Here is a 19502-nt window from a genome sequence, read left to right on the forward strand (position 1 = left end):
CACCCCCTCCGCCCCCGGCCGCCCGCCGTGAGGTACCCGTACGGAGGGCTACGCTGCATATGTGAGCGAGAGGCTGACCCGGGCGGGCACCGGGACGGATACGGAAGATGCGAGGGAGACGGTGACGAAGGTGCGTGGGCCGCGCAGGGTCGTGGCCGCCGCTGTGGTGACCGGTGCCGAAGGACTGGTCGTCGCCGGGTTCGGGCTCATCTCCCTGGTGCTGCTGTTCACCGGGCGGCCCGACGACATGGTCCAGGCCGCCACCCTGGCCGTGACCGTGCTCGCACTGTCCGTACTGCCGCTGGCGGCGGCCCGCGGGCTGTGGCTGCGGCGCCGGTGGAGCCGGGGCCCCTCGATGATCGTCCAGCTGCTCGCGCTCCCGGTGGCCTGGCAGATGGCGCAGAACGGGGGCGGACTGCTCGTGGCCGCCGTCGCGCTGGCGCTGGCCGCCGTCGCCGTCCTGGGGTGTCTGGTGAACCCGAAGGCCACCGAGGCCCTGGGGATCGGCCCCGGATGAGAGACCCCCTGCCCGGTGGGCAGGGGGCAGGTCACTCCTCGACCAGCAGACGGTCCCGCAGCTGGGCCAGGGTCCTGGCCAGGAGTCTGGAGACGTGCATCTGGGAGATGCCCACCTCCTGGGCGATCTGCGACTGGGTCATGTTGCCGAAGAACCGCAGCAGCAGGATCTTCTTCTCCCGCGGCGGCAACTCCTCCAACAGGGGTTTGAGGGATTCCCGGTACTCGACGCCCTCCAGGGCGTCGTCCTCGGCGCCGAGGGTGTCGGCGACGGCCGGGGACTCGTCGTCGGTGTCGGGCACGTCGAGCGACAGGGTGCTGTAGGCGTTCGCCGATTCGAGGCCCTCCAGGACCTCTTCCTCGGAGATCGCCAGGCGCTGCGCCAGCTCGTGCACGGTCGGAGCCCGCCCGTGCTGCTGGGAGAGCTCGGCCGTCGCGGAGGTGAGGGAGAGCCTCAGCTCCTGGAGGCGCCTGGGCACGCGCACGGCCCAGCCCTTGTCGCGGAAGTGACGTTTGATCTCGCCGACAACCGTGGGTGTCGCGTACGTCGAGAACTCGACGCCGCGCTCGGGGTCGAAGCGGTCCACCGACTTGATCAGACCGATCGTCGCGACCTGCGTCAGGTCGTCCAGCGGCTCGCCGCGGTTGCGGAAGCGGCGGGCCAGATGCTCGACGAGGGGCAGATGCATACGCACCAGATGGTTGCGCAGCTCGGCGCGCTCGGGGCCGTCCGGCAACTTCCGCAGTTCGATGAAGAGCGCGCGCGCACCGCCGCGCTCGGCCGGATCGAATGCGCGGGAGTCACCTGCGGCCCGCTCACGCCGCTCGTGCTGCTGCTGGTCCATAGCGTCCGCCCGCTCTGCCTGCCTGGGTCGCTGCATGCTGGGGTCGGCCGGGTGCGGCCGGGGCTGTTGTTCGGGAACGCCCCGGGAGACCGCCCCCGGGCGGCCTGACCACATCTGACTTGCCTCGTGCTCGGTCACGACGCTCCGGGCCCCGCACCGCGCTTTTTGTGCAGGCTGATGCTGACAGTACGGTCATCCGACACTGCTGAACCCACCTCACCGGCCAGGGCCGAGAGCACCGTCCACGCGAAGGTGTCGCGCTCGGGGGCACGGCCATCGGTCGTCGGCGCCGAGACGGTGACGTGCAGCGAATCGCCGACGAGTTGGAAGACACAACTGAGCACGGAGCCGGGGACGGCCTGCTGAAGCAGGATCGCGCACGCCTCGTCCACGGCGATCCGCAGATCCTCGATCTCGTCGAGGGTGAAGTCCAAGCGGGCCGCGAGCCCGGCGGTGGCCGTCCGCAGCACCGACAGATAGGCACCCGCCGCCGGCAGCCGGACCTCGACGAAGTCCTGCGACGCGGGCTCGCCTGCGATCTGGGACACCCTCACCTCCAAGGTGGCACGAGCCGGTTGGGCCTCGCGGGCCGAAGCGGCTGTTGGTTCGTTTCGTCAGTGACGCTATCGCGATCCGTGTCACGATGCCGCACGCACCGATCACTGCCGCCTCATTCGCGAACGTCACCCATAGTAAACATATGGGCACTGTCTGTGGCTAGGGGTTGGAGGCCCCAAATCCACCGCGATTACGCTGTGTTGGTCTTATGGGGCTACCGGGGGCCGCTTTCCCGGGCGGTTCCCAGGACTCCGGCGGCCACCCTGTGTACCCGTATCGCCGGGTGCCCGGGTGTCGCTGGAAGGGCCTGTCATGTCAATACCCGTCACCTGATGCGTTCATAGCCCCCTGCGGCACACCCTCCGACAAGGGCCGAAACCCGCCCCTGTGGGCGACCCGGGATGGACCGAAGTTGTCTGAGGGGTGCGAGGGGTGACTACTGAGAGTCAACATGTTGGAAGATGCGGTGCATTGACGGGTGCGGAGCGTGACGAATTTTCTCACTCTGGGTTACCGCTCTGTGGGGTGGTGCCGCCCCGTCACGACCGCCGTCACCGTGCTGCCGCTCGGGAAGGCGCCCGCGGCCGCGAGCTGTGTGAGGGCGAACAAAAGCTTGGCCACATAGATCTCGTCCAGCCGGGGCAGACCGTGGCGCTCGGCGAAGTCCAGCGCGAACCGGGACAGCTCCGCACTCACCTTGGCGTAGCCGCCGCCGTGGAAGCCCTCCTCCAGCCACCAGTCGCCGCGTGGCCCGCCGAAGGTCGCCCGCTGCAGCCGCGCGACCTCGCCCGCGAGGAAACCGCCCTTCAGTACGGGCACACCCAGACCGCGCTGACCTGCGGAAAGACCCGCCGCCATACCGGCGAGGGTGCCGCCGGTGCCACAGGCGACGGCCGCCACATCGGTACGCCCGCGCAGCTCCTCGCCCAGCGCGGCGCACCCGCGTACGGCGGCCGCGTTGCTGCCCCCCTCGGGGACGACGGCGCACGCGCCGAAGCGGGCGCGCAGCGCTTCGTGGAACGCCGGATCGGCGCGACGGCGGTAGTCGGCGCGCGAGACGAAGTGCAGCACCATGCCGTCCCGGGCGCAGCGGGCCAGGGACGGGTTCAGCGGGCGGTCGGCGAGCTCGTCCCCGCGCACCACCCCGATCGTGCGCAGCCCGAGCAGCCGGCCCGCCGCCGCGGTGGCCCGAAGGTGGTTGGAGTAGGCCCCGCCGAAGGTCAGCAGCCGGCGGTGGCTGGTCTCGGCCACCGACCGCAGGTTAGGGGCGAGTTTCCGCCACTTGTTACCGGGGAGTGCGGGGTGTATGAGGTCGTCGCGCTTGAGGAGGAGCCGCAGCCCCCGACGGGCGAACCGCTCGTCGTCGACCTCCTGCAGCGGGGAGGGAAGACGCGCGGCGAGCGGGGCGAGGGGGTCGGGCTGGGGCGGCACCCTTCCATTGTGGTCACCGGTCCACGGGGCGCCGCCCGGGCCCTCACTTCAGGCGCTCGGCGATCCGCTCGCGCATGGCGTCCATGGTGAAGCCGCGCGGATCGCTCTTCTGATCCGTCCACTCCAGATGGCCGATCACCGAGCGGGCCCCCCATCCGTGGTGTCGGCACAGGGCCGCCGCGGCGCGCTCGATCGCGTCCAGCTGCTCGTCGGGCCACGGGTCCTTGCCGTCTCCGAGGTTCTCGCACTCGAAGCCGTAGAAATACCGGTTGCCGTCGGTGTTCCGCTGGTTCGGCTCGGGCAGGGCGCGCTCGGCGATGACGGCGCGCAGTACGTCGTCATCGCCGGAGCCCGCGTGGTTGGCCCGGCCGTGGCCCGTCAGATGAACGGTCCCGTCCTTGGTGACGCAGCCGTGCGAGAGCGGACCGGGCAGCTCCGGACGGCCGTCGTAGATCAGATCGACCGTTTCGGCCGAGCCGCTGGTGACCGTGTGGTGGATCATGATGCCGTGCACCGGCCCCCACGGCCCCTGCTGATTGCGGTTGTGGTTGCGCCAGTCACGGACCTCCTCGACCTGTACGCCCTCCTTCTTGAGCGCTTGGACGAACGCGGTCGCGGTGATGGGTGTGGCCATGCTCGCCCCCGTCTGCTGGGTGTCCGGTCCTCGCTGCCGCTGCCGGAGTGTGTCCCCACCTCATACCCGTTCCCATGCTGCTTCTAGCCGCCGTCCCCCGGACCCGTCGGAGGGTTCGCCTGTACGAGGAGTGAACGCACCCGCCGGTCGCGCGCGTAGGGGCGCAGCAGCCCGGGTATCCGGGCGCGGGCGGCCAGTACCCGGCCCGAGCGCACCTGTGCCGAAACCTCCAGGAAGCCGCTCCAGACGGCGCAGGCCTCCTCCAGCCGCCCGCAGGCCAGCAGCAGTTCGGCCAGCTCCGCCTGGCACAGGGCGCGCGTGCGGCGCTCGCCGGTGGGGCGCGAGTGCAACGAGGCGCGCAGGTCGTGGATGGCGCCCTCGCGGTCGCCCAGTGCGGCCCGCACCTGGCTGGACTGGTAGAGCAGCGCCGCGTTCTGGTAGGTGCCGACCGGCTCGCCGCTCGGGCTCTCGGGGCCGGTCGTCAGATCGACAGGGGCGCGGGCCAGTTGGCGCTCGGCGCGGCCCAGCGCGTCCAGCGCCCGGTCCCCGTCGCCGCACGCCGCGTCGGCGACGGCCAGCCCCGCGTACAGGAACGCGCGGGCCGAGGGGTCGGTGTCGGCCGGTGCCGCCGCCAAGGCCGCCTCGGCGAGCGCGAGGCTCGCCCGGGGGTGCCCCAACTGGTGCGCCTGTGAGCTGAGGGCGCGGCGGGCCAGCGCCACGCCCTCCGGGTCGGCGGCCTCCTCGGCGAGTTCGGCGGCGGTGAGGAAGGCGCGCTGGGCGAGGCCGTGCCGGTGTTCGTCGGCGTAGACCCGGGCCAGCAGATAGCTGAGCCGTGCGGCGCCCGCCTGCATCCCCCGGTGGTGCACGCCCTCCTCCCCGCAGCGCAGGGTGCGGACCAGCCCGGAGAGGTAGGCGGCGAGCGAGGTACGGATGTGGCCGCCGCCGTACCGGTCCGCCTGGAGCGTGAAGAACCTGGCGTGCTCGTGGAGGGAGGCCACCTCGCCCGGCCCCGGACTGCTGAGGGGGCGCGAGCCGCGTGCCGTACAGGTGTTGCGCGCGCCGGGTAGCGGGGCCGGAGTGGGTGCGCCCTCCCGCCGGTCCCCGGGCCCGTCCTCGGGGTGGCTCACCGTCTCGGCCAGCAGCCGCAGGGTGTACGGCGCCGGGGGAGGGGCGTCCGCACGGGGCGGCGGGACCACCGGAGCGGTGAGCGCGGTGAGTTGGTCGGCGGGGTGGGACGGTCTGCCGAGCCCGAACAGCGCACTGTCCACCGGGTGCTCCCGGGCACCGGCCTCCGCCTCCGGGCCGGCCGGGGCGTGGGGCTCGCCGGTGCCCGTGGCGGGCCGCAGGGGGGCTCGGCGTTCCGGGTCCGCGGGCGCCGCGCCGGGGCGGCGCCCTTCCCCGCCCGTATCGGAGGCGTCGTCGTCGCCTCCGCCCGCCCCCGTCCGGGGGGACCCCGAGCCGCGGCGGCGCGTCGTCGCCCCCGGGTGTCCGCCCCGCGCGCCGTTCATCCCCAGGTCCGCCACCGTGATCCGGCGGCCGAGGCGGCGCGAGAGCGCCTCCGCCATGAGGTGCTGCACCCGGGGGTCGGGGCGGCTGCCGCGCAGCCAGTGGGCGACTGAAGTTCTGTCGTACCGAAGGTGGATGCCCACCTCGGCGCCGAGACGAGCCAGGGCGCGCGCGAACGCCGCCTGCGTCCACTCGGTCTCCTCCAGCAGGGCGCGCAGCGCGCGGTTGGGGGTGCGGCTGCGGGACCGGGCGTTCGGGTACGCCGTGGCACGTGCGGGGTCAGCGGGACGCATGGGCGTTCCCGAGCTCGAACCTGATGGGATCGTTCACCGTTCTGCCTCACTTCCGGAATCGAGTGATGTCTTTCCGTAGCTCTCCGTGTGCTGAATGTGCTGTCATGCACGCGGACGGTTTCAGGTAAGCGCATCGCTCGCGGCTTCGGGAGCATGTGCCGGGCGCACGACTGCGTGGTGCTTTCACACCCCGTGTGAATGCAGGTCCGTTACTCTGCGAAACAAGACGTTGGACCCGACGGAGGGCGGCATGGAGCCCAACAGCCAACTGGACGCGCTCCTTGACCAGGCAGGGATGTCCCGCGCTGGTCTCGCGACGAGAGTCAATCGATTAGGAAGCCACGCAGGAATAACCCTGCGTTACGATCACACGGCTGTGGCGCGCTGGCTGAAGGGACAGCGGCCGCGCGGCAGGGTCCCCGAGTTGATCTGTGAGGTCCTCGGCCGCCAACTCGGCAGGACCCTCACCCTCAGTGATATCGGCATGGATGTCACGGCGGCCGGGCGGCCCCTCGGTGCCCCCCTCGGCAGCGCGGAGGCGGGCCTGGGCCGGTTCATGGAGCGCGCCGCCTCGCTGTGGCGCTCCGACCAGGTGCACAGCGACTGGCCAGGACCCTCCCTGCTGACCGGTGCCGCCGCTGTCGCACCGGTGTGGGAGTGGGAGAACCCGCCCGAGGACCGGGACGTCTCGCACGCCGGCGGCCCCGAGGTCACCGGCGCCGACGTCGGCGTGCTGCACTCCGCGCGCGGCCACTACGAGCACCTGTACCGCAACGCGGGCGGGGTCGCCACCCGCGCCCGGGTCGTCGGCTTCCTCAACGGGGAGGTCGCCCCCCTGCTGCGCGGCAGCTACAACGACACCACGGGCCGCGAACTGTGCCGCGCCGCCGGTTCGCTGGCGGCCATCAGCGGCATCTGCGCCTACGACGCCGACGCGCAAGGGCTGGCCCAGCGCTATTTCCACCAGGCGCTGCGGCTGGGCAAGGCCTCCGGCGACCTGCTCTTCGGCGGCTATGTGGTCGCCCTCCTGGTCAATCAGGCGCTGTTCCTCGGCGACTGCCGCCACGCCCTGGCCTGCGCCCAGGCCGTGCTGCGTACCACCGGGGCGCACATCAGTCCCGCGCTCGCCACGGATGTGTACGCGATGCAGGCCGGCGCGTACGCGCGGCTGGGCGACCGGGCCAACGCGTACGACTGCATGCGCCGTGCCGAGGCGTACTCCGAGCGCATCCGTCCCGAGGAGGAGCCGGAGGAGACCAGCTACGTCCAACCGGGCCTGGTCGAGGTGCGGTTGGCCGAGGCGCTGATCCTCCTGGGAGAGCTGTCCGCCGCAGCCAGGTACGCGCAGGAGGCGGCGCGTGCGCCCGCGCACGTCCGCGGCCGCGTCAACCGGCTCGCCACCCTCACCGACGTGGCGCTGCACGCCGGGGAACCGGAGCGCGCGGCTGTCACCGCGGCGGAGATGGTGGACACCGCGCAGGGCATCGAGTCGCAGCGGTTGCGCGGGCGCATGCGCAGGGTCAGGAAGCGGCTGGAGCAGCACCCCGGGACTTCAGCGGCCAAGGCGGCGAAGCTCATCGAGGACTCGCTGAGCGTTCCGTTCTGAGCCGGGGCGCGCGGAGTGCCTCTGTCAGTGGGAGCGCACGACATGCTGGGATGTGCCCAACCTCCGTCGGGAAGGGGGCACATACGTGCGATGGAAGAACCTGGGTGAACACACTGTGTACGAGAACCAGTGGCTTCGGGTGAACCTGGCGGACGTGGAGCTGCCGGACGGGCGGCATCTGGATCACTATCTGATCCGGCTGCGGCCCGTCGCCGTGGCGACCGCGGTCAACGAGCGCAACGAGGTGCTGCTGCTGTGGCGGCACCGCTTCATCACGGACAGCTGGGGGTGGGAACTGGCGGCGGGCGTCGTCGAGGAGGGCGAGGACCTCGTCGAGGCCGCCGCCCGGGAGATGGTGGAGGAGACGGGCTGGCGCCCCGGACCGCTGCGCCACCTGATGACCGTCGAGCCGTCCAACGGACTGACCGACGCGCGGCACCACATCTACTGGTCACCGAGCGCCGAGTACGTGGGGCCGCCCGAGGACGACTTCGAATCCGAGAAGCGCGAGTGGGTCCCGCTCAAGGAGGTGCCCGACCTCATCGCCGCGGGGGAGGTCCCCGCGGCGAACATGGCGGCGGCGCTGCTGATGCTGCACCGCGTCCGCTTCGGGTGAGCCGGACCCGGTGGCCCGTCAGCCCTGTGACGGGCCGGGTCAGCTCTTGAGGAAGCCGTCGCCGTTCTGGGCCACGTGCTCCTGGACGGCGGCGAGGGCCCGCTGCACCTCCTGGGCCGAGCCCGTGCCGTTCTGCTCCGCGTAGTAGGCGGCGCCGAGACGACGCAGCAGGTCGTTGCCGGCGCGTTGGGCCTGGACCTCCTCCATCTTCCCCTTGCCCTGCGCGAGGCCCCGCTGAGCCTGCTCCTTGGCGCGGTCGAGAAAGCCTGCCATGGTCCTGCCTCCGTCGTGTGCGGCTGTACCGGCCGGATCGGCTCCGGTACCTGCTCAACGTATGCCGTGATCAGTCGGTTCCCCGCGGTTCACGGCGGTGGAGAAGAGGCTGGTCAGCCCATTTCACGCAATCGACCGAGGACCTTTAGCGTGTCGTGCATGACCGCCGCCGACCGCGCTGCCGAACCCGCCGCCCCCGCCTCGGGGAGCACAGCCGGTACCGACGCGTCCGCAGCCGGCGCTCCGCGGGCCCGGCTGGGCGCGGTCGGGCTGGTACTGGGCAGCGCCTTCTCGCTGCAGTTCGGCTCCGCCGTGGCCGCGCTGCTCTTCCCCCGTGCCGGAGCGCTGGGCGTGGTGGCGCTGCGGCTGATCTTCTCCGCGGTGCTGCTGCTGGCCCTCTTCAGGCCCCGGCTGCGCGGCTACACGCGTGCGGACTGGCTGGCGGTCGCCGGGCTCGGGGTGGCCCTCGGCACCATGAACAGCCTCTTCTACCAGGCCATCGACCGCATTCCGCTGGGCGCCGCCGTCACCCTCGAACTCCTCGGCCCGCTCGCGCTGTCCGTCATCGCCTCGCGGCGCCTGATCAGCCTGGCCTGGGCGGCGCTGGCGGCGGTCGGTGTCCATCTGCTGGCGGCCGGCGACTTCGGCCGGCTCAACGTCGGCGGTGTGGCCTTCGCGCTGGCGGCGGGGGCGATGTGGGTGGCCTACATCCTGTTCAACGCGCGTACCGGAGCGCGCTTCCCCAAGGTCGACGGGCTGGCGCTCGCCATGGGCATCGGCGCGCTGGTGAGCGCCCCCCTGGGGGTGATCAGCGCGGGAACGGCGCTGCTGGACCCGGTCACGCTGGGGCTCGGCGCCGCGGTGGCGGTGCTCTCCTCCGGGCTGCCCTACACCCTGGAGATGCTCGCCCTGCGCAGGTTGCCGGCGGCGACCTTCGCGGTGCTGATGAGCCTGATGCCGGTCGCCGCGACGACCGCGGGCTTCCTGGTGCTGGGCCAGCACCTGGGCCCGGCGCAGTTGCTGGCCATCGCGCTGGTGGTGGCGGCCAGCATGGGGGCCGTACGCACCTCGCGCGGATAGGGCCGGGCAGCGCGGACGGGGGTGTCGTCGCGCGCGGTTACGGTTGTGCGGTGAGCGCACAGTCGGAGGCCGGGGCCGGGACCGTCAGCTGGGAAGAGGGCGGTCGGCGGCGTACTGCCGTATGGCGGTCCGAGAGCGGGGCGCGGGCGCCGCGGCGGATCGCCGTCGCCGACGACCGGATGGCCGCGGACATCGCCTACAAGCTCGTCTGCGAGGGAACCGCACTGCTGTGGCGCGGCGACTACCACGGCGCCCGGCAACTGCTGGCGGCCCTCGGCCGCCGGGTGGACCGCAAGCCGCCCAAGCAGGGTGCCACGCCTCGCGAGAGCTTCCACCTCTACCGGCAGGCACGCTCCCGCCGTGCCCGGGTCCTGGGCATGCTGCTGGTCCCGCTGGAGATCGCGCCCGGCGGCTCGTACGCCGTGCCGTTGCGCCGCGCACCCGATGTGGGCCCGGCCTGTGCGGCGGCGTACGGCACCGCCGACGGCGCTGTCGGTGACCTGGAGCTGGTCTCCCTGCGCGAGCTGCAGGGCGTGCTGGGTGCCTACGAGTGGCGCCGTAAAGGGGTGGTCGTCGACGCGCTGGGCGGCGAGCGGATCCACCCGTACCACGGCGTCTTCTCACCGGTGCGCGGCGAGTACGTCGACCTGGTGGCACAGGCACCGCTGCCCCGCCAGGAGGCGGGTGGAATCGTCGCCTTCGACATCGGTACCGGCACCGGCGTCCTCGCTGCGGTCCTGGCCCGGCGGGGCGTGGGCCGGGTGGTCGCGACCGATGTGGGCGAGCGCGCGCTGGCCTGCGCGCGGGAGAACGTGACACGGCTCGGCGTGGCCCGCGCGGTGGAGGTCGTCCGGGCCGACCTGTTCCCACCCGAGGCAGACGGGCAGGCCGATCTCGCCGTCTGCAACCCGCCGTGGCTGCCCGCCAAACCGACCTCCGTGCTGGAACAGGCGGTGTACGACCCGGACAGCCGCATGCTGCGCGGGTTCCTCGGCGGGCTCGCCGAACGGCTCGCACCGGGCGGAGAGGGCTGGCTGATCCTCTCCGACCTCGCCGAGCACCTGGGGCTGCGCCCGCGCGAGCAGCTGCTGGAGTGGATCGCGGACGCCGGTCTCCGGGCCGTCGACCGGCTCGACGCCCGGCCCCGGCACGGCCGGGCCAGTGACCCGGAAGCGCCCCTGCACGCGGCCAGAGCGGCCGAGACGACATGGCTGTGGCGGCTGCGCCGGGCGGCGGACTGAACGGAGCCGGGACCGGCTACGCCCGGCCCGTCATCCCAGCCGGTGCCGTACCCACACGTTCGGCTCGGTGTACACCGCGTACCCGTGCGCCGGATCGCACTGCACCGGCACCAGCGCGCCGGGCACCACCACAGGACCGGCGGTGTCGAACGGCAGCCCGGTCCACTCCCGCCACCGGGCGAGGGAGGCGCTCACGGTCATGGAGGCGGGCGCGACCTTCTCCACGGTGCCGCCCGCCCGCACGTGTACGCGCAGCCACGGGTCGGTCGGCAACCCGTCGGCGCGCTGCTCGCGGATGTAGTCCGCCATCGGCATGTCCGGCCGCAGATGCTTGGCCGTCGGGCGTACCGGGGCCAGCAGGGTCCGGTGCCCCTGCTCGCGTGCCGCCGCGTACAGGGCCTCCAGCATCCGGTACGAGAGCCCGCGGCCCAGGTGGGCGCGGTCGACGGTGATCTCCAGCGCGCTCGCGACCGTGGCCGGGTGACCGAGCCGCCGATCGGTGTACGCCCATCCCAGCACCCGGTCCCAGCCCTGGTCGGGCGCCTCCTCACGGCCGTCCGGACGGGCGTTGAAGGGGACGCTGAACCCGCGCGCGACGACGCGGTCGCCGTCGGTGGCGACGACGCAGTGGTGCGGGAAGTCCTCCGGGACCCGCTGGAGCAGGGCAGCGGCGACCTGGTCGTGCGCGATGAAGGCGGGCCAGTCCTCGGCGATGTCGTAGAGCCGGCCGGTCAGTTCGGGGCGCTCGGCGAGCGGGGTGATGCGGATGCTGTCGTGGGTCACGGCCGGGACTTTGTCACAGGCGGCAATGCGGGGCCATGGCTTTTGGGGCGTACCGGGCCGAGGCGTGGGGAGCCCGACCGCCGCTGCGTTCAGCCGCGGAGCGTGTGGCTGGGGGAGACCCCGTACCGCGTCCGGTACTGACTCGCGAACCGGCCCGGCTTGGCGAACCCCCAGCGCGCGGCCACCGCGGCGACGGTCGCCTGCGACGACGGGTCGGCCGCCTGCAGATCCCGGTGCGCCCCCTCCAGCCGGACCCGGCGCAGATAGGCGGTCGGCGTGGTCCCGCAGTGCCGCGCGAAGGCGTGCTGCAGCGCGCGCGGACTGGTGCGGGCGGCTGCCGCCATGTCCCGCAGGGTGAGCGGTCGCGCCGCGTTGGCGTCGATGTAGGCCATGGCCCGGCGCAGCGCGGCGGGGGCCAGCCAGCCGGGCGACGGCAGCCGGGACCGCTCCGCGGAATCGTGCGGAAAGGTCGCCAGCGCCGCCGTGGCCAGCAGACGCGCCGCCTCGTCCAGGATCAGCGGGCTGCCCGCCGCCTGCGGGTTGCCCAGCACATCGTGGCTGACGTGGCGCACCACGGACTGCCAGTAGCGTGCCCGCTCCGGCGACAGGGGGCGCGCGAAGGAGAAGCGTGCCGTCGCCTCGTCCGTGCCGGCCAGCTCCGCGGCGACCTGCTCCACTTCGCGCAGCCCGATCCGCACGACGCCCAGCCGTACGTTGTCCCAGTGCACCAGCGTCGGCGCGTACGGGTCGCACAGATGCAGGTCACCGGGGCCCGAACGCAGTTCGTTCCGCCCGGCGCTGACCTCCAGGGTGCCGCCGAGCACCTGCACCACATAGACGCAGTGATGCGGTTCGGCCTCGGCCCGTACCCGCATCGAGTGCGCGAGGCGCTCCACGCCGATCGCGCCCGCCTGGGTGAGCGCGGCGTCGAACCTGAACCGGTCCTGATCGCCGAAGAGTTGCGAGGTGTGCTCGGTGTACGTCTGCCGCAGGAACTCCTCGGCCTCCCGCGGGTCCGAGGTCCGCATCCGGATGCGGCGTACAGGGTCCTCCATGGCCCCGTACCTCCTCATGTGGGACGTGGGCCGGTCCTTCCCTTCTCCGTGGGAGATGCTAGGCCCGCGCGGCGCTCCGGCACAGCCCCCGTCGCGAAGCGGGTGACCGGAAAACGACACGGTGGTCGAGCACCGCTTGCGCCGTGCACGAGCCGCGCGCTGTTCTGGCCCCTGCCTGCCGCGCGCCCTTCCTCCCGAACCGTACGGGAGGGCCCCGACTTGACGGATTCGACAGGGCGGTCACGGAGCGGAACACGGCGGGGCACTTACGGAGCAGAACAGGACCGGAGTGAACATGTCTGTGCCCAGCTCCCGCGCGGCGGCCGCACCTTCGGAGGCGGACGCACGCGAAGCCGAGTTCGCCGGTGCGCTGTTGGAGCTCGCCGACGGCGCCGCTGACGGCGCCGCGCCTGACGACGCCCGGCCCGGCGCCGGTGAGGCGGACGGCAGCCACGCGAAGCTGACCGCGCTGGCCGTCCACGCCCGCCACCGCCTCGCCCGGGAAGGCCGTGCCTGCGAGACCGCGGCGCTCCTCGGTGCCCCGTCGGAGGCCGACCCGGTGCGCCACGGGTACAGCGGCGCCCTCGCGGCGCGGCTGCGGCATGTGGAGCACGAGCAGCGCGAGGGCCCGGCGACCGACACCCTGCGCACCGGCACCGCCCTGTCCACCCTGCCGCTGAACGGCGCCGCCGCCAGATGGCCCCGGTACGCCCCGGCCGCGCTGGAGGCGGGCGTGTGCGCCGTGCACACCGTTGCGCTGCCGGACATCCGGTCGGACCACGGCGCGGGCGTGCTCGTCGTCCACCTCGACGAGGAGACGCCCCTCGGCCCGGCCGCCACTGCCGCACTGACCGCACTGGCCAGGGCATGTGCGCTGGGCCTGGCGCACCGGACCGCGCTGCGCCGGGGTGCCGAGCTGAAGCGGGCGCTCGGCAGCAGGGTGGTGATCGAGCAGGCCAAGGGGGTCCTCGCGGAGCGCCGGAACGGCTCCGTCGACGACGCCTTCCGTACGCTGCGCGCCTACGCCCGCTCCCGGCAGCGACCGCTGCACCAGGTGGCCCGCGAAGTGGTCGAGGCACAGCTGCTGGACCCGCCCTTCCAGCGTCCGGCGGCCCCACCGCCGGCCCGCAGGAACCGGTGAGCGGAACCAGCACGGCACGGCCCGGGACGCGAGGGGGGCCGAAGGCGCCCCGGGCCGCTCGGGCCCGCCGCCGATAGGCGCGGCGGCGGGCCCCACACCGGCGGGGAATCGCCGTCCAAGCCCCCGATGGTGTGCCCCCGCGGCAGAGCCGCCGGGGTTCTCCATCATCCCCTTCGGCTACCGTTTTCCGCGCGACTTCGGGCAAATGAGCGGCAGTTGGCCTCCTCAGCGCTCCAGCAGCGTCCCCAGCGGACCGAGGTCGAGGTTCAGATCGTCCCTGGTGAGACCGTGCTGTGCGCACAGCTCGTCCATACGTTCGTCCAGCAGCATCAGCGTCGTGCCGATCCGCTCCTCCTGCTCGTCGGTCACATCGCCCTGATCGCAGCGGTGCAGTGCCTGGCGCTCCATGAGCTGGCGCAGCAGCTCCACGACCGTGAGGACGAGACAGACCAGATCCCGGCCCACCCGGTCGGGGTCCAGCTCCAGCCTGCCGTTCCTGCCGCGCGCCGGTTCGCCTTCCGTACCTGTCACAGCGGGCCCCCGTCTCCCCAGGGAGCGGCGACGCGTTCGTTGACCGAGGACAGCAGCGCGTTCAAGGAGAGCCGCACCAGCGGCACCTCCGCAATCGCCAGCACCAGGTCGCCGCTGACCACCACGCCCGTGGCCAGCACCCGGTCCAGCAGGTCGACCAGCGGCACCCCGATCGGCGCCCCGCTCTCCGGTCCTTCCCAGGGCACGACCTCGCCGACGTGTTCACCCACGGGCATCGGGCTCACCCCCGTCCACGAAGGAGTCGTCCACGAAGGAGTACGGCACCCATGGCCCGGTGACCTCCACCTCGACGCTGCGGCAGGCGGGGGAGCGCCGGACTTCCCGCACCGCCGCGGCCACGTCGTGCTCGTCCCCCTCGGCCACCAGGTAGGCGGCGTTGAGCAGTTGGACGCCGCGTTCGCCGGTGAGAGTCGTCTCGTGCGTGCGCAGCCGTCTGCTGGCCACCGCGATGCCACGGAGTGCCCGGTCGACGGCCTCCGCCGCGGCGAGCCCGGCCTGCTGGCGCCGCTCGCGGTCCTGGCGTGCGCCGCGCACCCGCTCCAGATACGCGCGCCCGGAGCGCGTGCCGGAGCCCGCGGCGCCGGAGCCGGGGGCGCCCGGGGCCTCGGCGGATCGGTCCGGCCCCTGTTTCGCCTCCGGCCGCGCATACACCTTGACGCCCCATTCGACGCGGCCCGTGATGCGCTCCAACACGGCGAGGAAGCGGCGCTCGTCCGCACGCAGCGCCACCCGGGCCCGCTCGTCGCCCAGATACAGGGTGGCCAGCGGCAGCGGCAGGGTCGGAGCGCTGCCGGCCATGGCGGCGATCACCGAGTGATGGGCGCGGGCGCAGCGTTCGAGGTCCGCGCGGTCGGCCAGCCGCTCCCGCAGGGTCTCCGCACCGAACTCGGCCGCGGGGACGTCCTGGACGACCGCCTCCAGCGAGCCGAACCTCAGCAGACGCACCGGCGCTCCCGGCGCCTGCCCCGACAGCTCGGCCACTGCCGCAGGGTCGCCGCCACGGCAGACGGCGAAGACATAGGTGGCGAGGGCTGCTGAGGTCTCCGTGCGGAGCGGTTGCCGCGGGCCCGATTGCTCCACCGTCCGAGTCATCTGCCGTCTGCCTCCTTCACATGGTGCCAGCTGTGGCTCCGGCGCTTGTCGTCCCAGCCCGCGTCCCGCCGGCTGGGCCGTTCCTCACCCTCGGCCGCCTCCAGTTCGGCGATCCGCTCCCGCAGCCGCCGGTTCTCCTCGTCGACGGCGTCGCGGTGGGCCCGGGTGGAGAGGGCCGGGTCGGTCTCCCACCAGTTGATGCCCGCCTTCTTCGCCGTCTCGACCGAGGAGACGAACAGGCGGAGGCGGATGGTCAGCAGCTCGATGTCGAGGAGGTCGATCTTGATGTCCCCGGCGATCACAATGCCTTTGTCCAGTACCCGTTCGAGGATGTCCGCGAGGTTGGCGGGTCCGGAGGGGGTCGAGGGGGCGTGGGCGATCGTCCGCTCGGCGGTGCGCTCGGTCACGGTCGGCCTGCCTCACCGTGCGTCATCCTCGGCCTCCTCGTCCTCGTCCTCGTCGTCGTCTTCGTCGTCGTCCTCGCCGTCCTCGCCGTCCTCGTCGTCCCTCTCGTCGAAGTCCTCGTCCTCCTCGCCCTCGGCCCGCTCGTCCTCGTCGGGCTCCTGCCCCTGGCGGTCCTGCTCCTCTTCCTCCTCCTGGCGCACCACGTCGTCGTGGCTGCGCACGACCTCCCCGTCCCTGATCTCGCCGCGCCAGCCGTCCACGCCCTCGGCCTTGAGCGTGACGTAGCGCTGGAAGTGCTTGAGGTCGAGGCGGAGCCGCCTGCCCTGGGCGCGCCAGATGTTGCCGGTCTTCTCGAAGAAGCCGGAGGGGTAGTACTCGACGACCGCCGTGACGCGGGTGAGGTTCTCATCGAGGCGGTGGAAGCTGACCGCACCCTTGGTGGTGCCCTTCGAGCCCTCGGACGTCCAGACGATCCGCTTGTCCGGGATCTGCTCCTCAACGGTGGCGTCCCAGCTGCGCGTCGAGGGCCAGACGCGGACCTTCCAGGTGGACTTGGTCTCGTCCTCCTCGTCCCGCTGCGCGCTGCTGACGCCGTTCATGAAGCTGCCGAAGTCCCAGTACTGCGTGAACTGGTTGTAGACCGTGCGCAGCGGACGGCCGATGTCGACGTGCTCGACGATGTTGATGGCCTTCAGGTCCCCCGGCTTGCTGCTGCCCCCGCCGACCGCTTCCTTGGCCTTGTCGGCCACCTTGTTCTTGGCGCTCTTGGCCTTCTCCTTGACCGCGGCCTTGACCGGGCTCTCGCCCTGCAGCGTGCGGGCCGCCATCCCGGCCATGCCCCCGCCGTCACCGTCACCACCGCCCTTCCCGTCGCCGGGCAGCAACTTGCTCGGGTCGGCGAGATGGGTGAGTTTGCCGGTGGCCTTGCCGACGGCCTCTCGGCCGACCGCGCCCAGGTACTCCATCAGTTCCTCGCGCACCCGGTCCAGAGGTGAGCCACCGTCGCCCGTCTTCTTCTGCTCCTCTGCCATGGCGCCTACCTCCTGCGCTCGGACCGGTCGGCGGACTTCTCGCGGGAGCCGTCGGAGGACGACCTCCTGCCCGTGTCACCGGACGACGCCCTCTTTCGGGGCCGGTCGGACGACGGTTTCTCCTTCCGCCGCCCGGACGACGCGTCCGCTCCGGAGGAGGACCTGCGCCCGCCGCCGCCCTTCTCGGCTTCTTCACCGTCCCGGCCCCGGTTCCGGCCCTCGTCGTCCTCGTCCCGCCCCCGGTTCTGACCGTCGTCCTGGTCCTGGCCCTGGCCCTGGTCCTGGCCCTGGCCCTGGTCCTCGTCCTGGTCCTCGTCCTGGCCGCCTTCGCCGCCGAGCCGGTCCCTGCGGTCGCGGAGCGCGTCGGCCAGCGACTCCAGCCGACGGTTGGCCGTGGAGCTGACCGCGGTGCGTGCCGCCGCGACCAGCTGGTGCTTGACCTGGTCGGTCAGCTCCTCGAACTGCGGTGTCTCGGCGAGTTTCTGGATGCCCTGGCGCAGCAGTTCCTGCGGATCGAGGCCGAGCCGTCGTCCCGCCACCACCGAACCGACGGTCAGCGCCAGCTTGGCTTTCCTGGTACGGCCGAGGAAGTAGCCGCCCGCGACGGCGGCGAGGACCGCCGCCTTGTAACTGTCAGTCATGACTGGTCCCTTGAGCTCGGTCTGTCCTGGTCTGTCGCTGAGTCGCGAGGGACTGCCCCGGGGTCCCGGGCCTCCTCGTCGGTCAGGGTCCGTACCCGGGTGCGGGTCATCGCGGTCGGTCCGGCGAGCGGTGCGCTCTGCTCCAACTGGTCGAGCAGGCGCTCCTCCTCCTGCTCGAACTCCTCCTCGGAGAGCTCTCCCTCCTCGTAGGCGCGGTTGAGTTCGCCGAGGCGGGCCCGGAGCGTGGCCGGGTCGCACAGCTCGCGCTCAGCGGCCTCCAGCAGTCGGTCGGCCACCCATTCGACGCCCCGCACCGGGGCCAACGGCAGCAGCAGCACCCCGCTGAAGAGCCCCATGTCAGCTCCCCGTCACGGCGTGCTCGGCGGCCGGGCGGCCGGGCGGCGCCGGCTCGGCGCCGTCCTGGGGCACGAAGCTGTAGCAGGGCAGCGGGCCGGTCAGCCGCAGCTCCACGCGCTCGGCGTGCGCGGTGGCGAACCGTTCCACCTCCGCGCGGAACCGCTCGCTGACCGCTTTCGGTACCAGGAACGAGCCGTTCAGTACGCAACCGGGCACGTCGGGTCCCCGTACGAAGTCGGCGGCGAGTGCGGTGAGTGCGGGAAGCACCTCCTCCACGGCCTCCGCCGCGCGACGGGCCAGCCCCTCGGCGACCGCCTGGCCGAGCCGTACGTTCCCCTCGTAGGAGGGGGTGCGCCGTACCTGTGCCATCAGCCGCCGTACGCCCGCGTCGGCCCTGACCAGGGACTCGACCTCGGACTGTGCCGGGGTGGCCTTGAGGTTCAGCTCTGTGCGGTCGCGCAGGCGTTCGAGGACGGCCAGATGTCCCGCGGTGGCCGCCGCGACGGCCTCCTCCACCGTCCTGGCGTCCTCGGCAACCATGCCGAACCGCATCGGCAGCACCGGCGCGTCCGCCCCCAGCCGCATGAGCAGGTCCTGATGTGCCATGAGGTCGCGACGGCGCGCGCGCAGATCGTCCGGTACGTCGCTGACCACCGCCGCGAGCGCACCCACCGGCAGCAGCCGGACCGGTGCCGGAGGGCGGCCCACACCGCGGGCGTCCGGCGGGAGGGCCCGGCCCGCGTGGACGATGCCGTAGACGTACACCCGGGAGGCGTCCATGCTCACGCCTCCTCGGAGCGACGGGAGTCGCCTCTCGACCGGCCGCCGCCGGAGCCGCGGGAGCCGGAGGCGGCCTCGGCGGTACGGCGCTTGCGCGGCCTGTCCTCGGCCTCCTCCAGCCTGTCCCGCTCCTCCTCGGTCCGCTCGTCCTCGTCCTCGTCCTCACCCGCCACCCCGATGGCTTCCTTGACCCTGCCGCCGACCGACTTGGCGGCCCTCTTCGCGCCGGTCCTGGTCATACCGCTCGCCATACCGGAGAAGAGCTCGGGCACGGTCCTGCTGGTCGCGTCCTGGTTGAGGTCGAGCCGGTTGCAGACCTCGGCGAAGCGCAGATACGTGTCCACACTGGCGACCACGATCCGGGCGTCGATCTTGAGGATCTCGATACCGACGAGCGACACCCGGACGAAGACATCGATCACCATGCCGCGATCGAGAATCAGTTCGAGGACGTCGTAGAGGGTCCCGGCGCGCGGCACGCACGCCACGGCCTCGTTGTAGGTGGTGGTCGTCATGGGTGGCTCTTCCTCTCGGGCGGTGACGGCACCTCGGGGCGGGAACGGAACCGTCAGTCGTCGCTCGCACCACGCCGGTAACGCCGGATCCTGCGGTACTGGGTGAGCTCTCCCTTTCCGTCGAGCTCCACCTCGTAGGTGGCCAGAAGGCTCGTGGTGTCCGGGATGCGCGGCACTTCCAGCACGTCGACGTGCACGCGCCAGCCCTCCTCGGCGCGGCGCACCGCCGACACCCCTTCGGCCCGGTGGCCGATCAGCCGGCTCAGCCCACGACAGGCACGCCGCGCCGCCTCCTCCGGGCCCTTTGTCCGGGAAGCGGACCGTTTCGAGGCAGTGGCGGACTTCGTCGCCGTCCGCGTGTGCCGTTCACGTTGCTCAGGCATGCATACAGTCTGTTTACATGTGCGCACTTTCCGCACGCGGGACTGATCCGTTCGGGCGCGGGTTCTGAAAGGGGCCGGTCGCCGCCGGGCGGCCGTCGGCCTCGGCGGATGTCCGACCCCGTCGCCATGAGGAGCCCGGGGAGGGGGACGGGGGTGGGGGTGGAGGGG

The 19502-nt window shown here is 72.6% G+C and carries 24 protein-coding genes; 6 read left to right on the plus strand and 18 right to left on the minus strand.

What is annotated here, in order from left to right; all coding sequences use genetic code 11:
• Positions 1–61 precede the first annotated feature (61 nt).
• Entirely contained in the window at positions 62–517 is a 456-nt protein-coding gene (locus tag KBY19_RS28570; protein WP_210966994.1) for a hypothetical protein, read from the plus strand.
• A gap of 31 nt (positions 518–548) precedes the next feature.
• On the opposite strand, the gene KBY19_RS28575 is transcribed toward KBY19_RS28570, so the two are convergent.
• The 5 genes from KBY19_RS28575 to KBY19_RS28595 form a co-directional block, all read right to left on the minus strand.
• The gene (locus KBY19_RS28575) at positions 549–1361 is read right to left on the minus strand and encodes an RNA polymerase sigma factor SigF (RefSeq protein WP_245225439.1); all 813 of its coding nucleotides are present in this window, start codon (positions 1359–1361) and stop codon (positions 549–551) included.
• Between the two features lie 134 nt (positions 1362–1495).
• Positions 1496–1909, minus strand: coding sequence for an anti-sigma regulatory factor (locus KBY19_RS28580; RefSeq protein ID WP_019354516.1), 414 nt, complete (start codon positions 1907–1909; stop codon positions 1496–1498).
• A 520-nt stretch (positions 1910–2429) separates the two neighbouring features.
• Positions 2430–3350, minus strand: a complete 921-nt coding sequence (locus KBY19_RS28585) for a 1-aminocyclopropane-1-carboxylate deaminase/D-cysteine desulfhydrase (RefSeq protein WP_210966995.1) — start codon at positions 3348–3350, stop codon at positions 2430–2432.
• Between the two features lie 43 nt (positions 3351–3393).
• A complete protein-coding gene (locus tag KBY19_RS28590; RefSeq protein WP_099884046.1) occupies positions 3394–3984 on the minus strand; it encodes an N-acetylmuramoyl-L-alanine amidase in 591 nt (196 codons plus the stop codon).
• 83 nt (positions 3985–4067) lie between these two features.
• A complete protein-coding gene (locus KBY19_RS28595; RefSeq protein WP_210957349.1) occupies positions 4068–5783 on the minus strand; it encodes a hypothetical protein in 1716 nt (571 codons plus the stop codon).
• A 250-nt stretch (positions 5784–6033) separates the two neighbouring features.
• Between KBY19_RS28595 and KBY19_RS28600 the strand changes: the two genes are divergently transcribed.
• Both KBY19_RS28600 and KBY19_RS28605 read left to right on the plus strand, forming a co-directional pair.
• The gene (locus KBY19_RS28600; RefSeq protein ID WP_185018099.1) at positions 6034–7389 is read left to right on the plus strand and encodes a transcriptional regulator; all 1356 of its coding nucleotides are present in this window, start codon (positions 6034–6036) and stop codon (positions 7387–7389) included.
• 85 nt (positions 7390–7474) lie between these two features.
• Positions 7475–8005: an NUDIX hydrolase gene (locus tag KBY19_RS28605; protein ID WP_099884050.1), complete on the plus strand. Its 531-nt coding sequence runs from the start codon at positions 7475–7477 to the stop codon at positions 8003–8005.
• A gap of 39 nt (positions 8006–8044) precedes the next feature.
• On the opposite strand, the gene KBY19_RS28610 is transcribed toward KBY19_RS28605, so the two are convergent.
• Positions 8045–8278: a hypothetical protein gene (locus KBY19_RS28610; RefSeq protein ID WP_210966996.1), complete on the minus strand. Its 234-nt coding sequence runs from the start codon at positions 8276–8278 to the stop codon at positions 8045–8047.
• A gap of 159 nt (positions 8279–8437) precedes the next feature.
• Between KBY19_RS28610 and KBY19_RS28615 the strand changes: the two genes are divergently transcribed.
• Together KBY19_RS28615 and KBY19_RS28620 are read left to right on the plus strand one after the other, a co-directional pair.
• Positions 8438–9358, plus strand: a complete 921-nt coding sequence (locus KBY19_RS28615) for a DMT family transporter (RefSeq protein ID WP_210966997.1) — start codon at positions 8438–8440, stop codon at positions 9356–9358.
• A gap of 50 nt (positions 9359–9408) precedes the next feature.
• Positions 9409–10599 carry a class I SAM-dependent methyltransferase gene (locus KBY19_RS28620; protein WP_210966998.1) on the plus strand — a complete coding sequence of 397 codons (1191 nt, stop codon included), beginning with the start codon at positions 9409–9411 and terminating at the stop codon, positions 10597–10599.
• Between the two features lie 30 nt (positions 10600–10629).
• Here the strand turns inward: KBY19_RS28620 and KBY19_RS28625 are convergent, their stop codons facing one another.
• Together KBY19_RS28625 and KBY19_RS28630 are read right to left on the minus strand one after the other, a co-directional pair.
• A complete protein-coding gene (locus KBY19_RS28625) occupies positions 10630–11382 on the minus strand; it encodes a GNAT family N-acetyltransferase (protein WP_185018102.1) in 753 nt (250 codons plus the stop codon).
• Between the two features lie 89 nt (positions 11383–11471).
• Positions 11472–12437, minus strand: coding sequence for an AraC family transcriptional regulator (locus KBY19_RS28630; protein ID WP_185018103.1), 966 nt, complete (start codon positions 12435–12437; stop codon positions 11472–11474).
• A gap of 295 nt (positions 12438–12732) precedes the next feature.
• Here KBY19_RS28630 and KBY19_RS28635 point away from each other — a divergent pair, with 295 nt between their 5' ends.
• Positions 12733–13578 carry an ANTAR domain-containing protein gene (locus tag KBY19_RS28635; protein WP_210966999.1) on the plus strand — a complete coding sequence of 282 codons (846 nt, stop codon included), beginning with the start codon at positions 12733–12735 and terminating at the stop codon, positions 13576–13578.
• A gap of 225 nt (positions 13579–13803) precedes the next feature.
• On the opposite strand, the gene KBY19_RS28640 is transcribed toward KBY19_RS28635, so the two are convergent.
• Genes KBY19_RS28640 through KBY19_RS28685 form a run of 10 tightly spaced genes read right to left on the minus strand, consistent with a single transcriptional unit; the run spans position 13804 to position 19334 of the window.
• Positions 13804–14109, minus strand: a complete 306-nt coding sequence (locus tag KBY19_RS28640) for a gas vesicle protein K (protein ID WP_099884060.1) — start codon at positions 14107–14109, stop codon at positions 13804–13806.
• Complete coding sequence (locus KBY19_RS28645) at positions 14106–14345, minus strand: gas vesicle protein (protein ID WP_180289756.1); 240 nt, start codon at positions 14343–14345, stop codon at positions 14106–14108. The genes KBY19_RS28640 and KBY19_RS28645 overlap by 4 nt, the downstream gene beginning before the upstream one ends.
• Positions 14332–15222 carry a GvpL/GvpF family gas vesicle protein gene (locus KBY19_RS28650; protein ID WP_185018105.1) on the minus strand — a complete coding sequence of 297 codons (891 nt, stop codon included), beginning with the start codon at positions 15220–15222 and terminating at the stop codon, positions 14332–14334. The genes KBY19_RS28645 and KBY19_RS28650 overlap by 14 nt, the downstream gene beginning before the upstream one ends.
• Positions 15219–15629 (minus strand): gas vesicle protein, encoded by a 411-nt coding sequence (locus KBY19_RS28655; RefSeq protein WP_099884064.1) that lies wholly within the window; start codon positions 15627–15629, stop codon positions 15219–15221. The genes KBY19_RS28650 and KBY19_RS28655 overlap by 4 nt, the downstream gene beginning before the upstream one ends.
• Before the next feature lie 12 nt (positions 15630–15641).
• Positions 15642–16658, minus strand: a complete 1017-nt coding sequence (locus KBY19_RS28660) for an SRPBCC family protein (RefSeq protein ID WP_185018106.1) — start codon at positions 16656–16658, stop codon at positions 15642–15644.
• A 5-nt stretch (positions 16659–16663) separates the two neighbouring features.
• Complete coding sequence (locus KBY19_RS28665) at positions 16664–17299, minus strand: hypothetical protein (protein WP_210967000.1); 636 nt, start codon at positions 17297–17299, stop codon at positions 16664–16666.
• Positions 17296–17655 carry a gas vesicle protein GvpG gene (locus KBY19_RS28670; protein WP_210967001.1) on the minus strand — a complete coding sequence of 120 codons (360 nt, stop codon included), beginning with the start codon at positions 17653–17655 and terminating at the stop codon, positions 17296–17298. Before KBY19_RS28670 ends, KBY19_RS28665 begins: the two co-directional genes overlap by 4 nt.
• Before the next feature lies 1 nt (position 17656).
• Positions 17657–18436: a GvpL/GvpF family gas vesicle protein gene (locus KBY19_RS28675; RefSeq protein ID WP_210957356.1), complete on the minus strand. Its 780-nt coding sequence runs from the start codon at positions 18434–18436 to the stop codon at positions 17657–17659.
• A 2-nt stretch (positions 18437–18438) separates the two neighbouring features.
• Complete coding sequence (gene gvpJ / locus KBY19_RS28680; RefSeq protein WP_210967002.1) at positions 18439–18951, minus strand: gas vesicle protein GvpJ; 513 nt, start codon at positions 18949–18951, stop codon at positions 18439–18441.
• 53 nt (positions 18952–19004) lie between these two features.
• A complete protein-coding gene (locus KBY19_RS28685; protein ID WP_099884076.1) occupies positions 19005–19334 on the minus strand; it encodes a gas vesicle protein in 330 nt (109 codons plus the stop codon).
• Positions 19335–19502: the final 168 nt, after the last annotated feature.

Origin of the sequence: Streptomyces sp. B15 (assembly GCF_018070605.1) — a bacterium.
GTDB classification, from domain to species: Bacteria; Actinomycetota; Actinomycetes; order Streptomycetales; family Streptomycetaceae; genus Streptomyces; species Streptomyces smyrnaeus.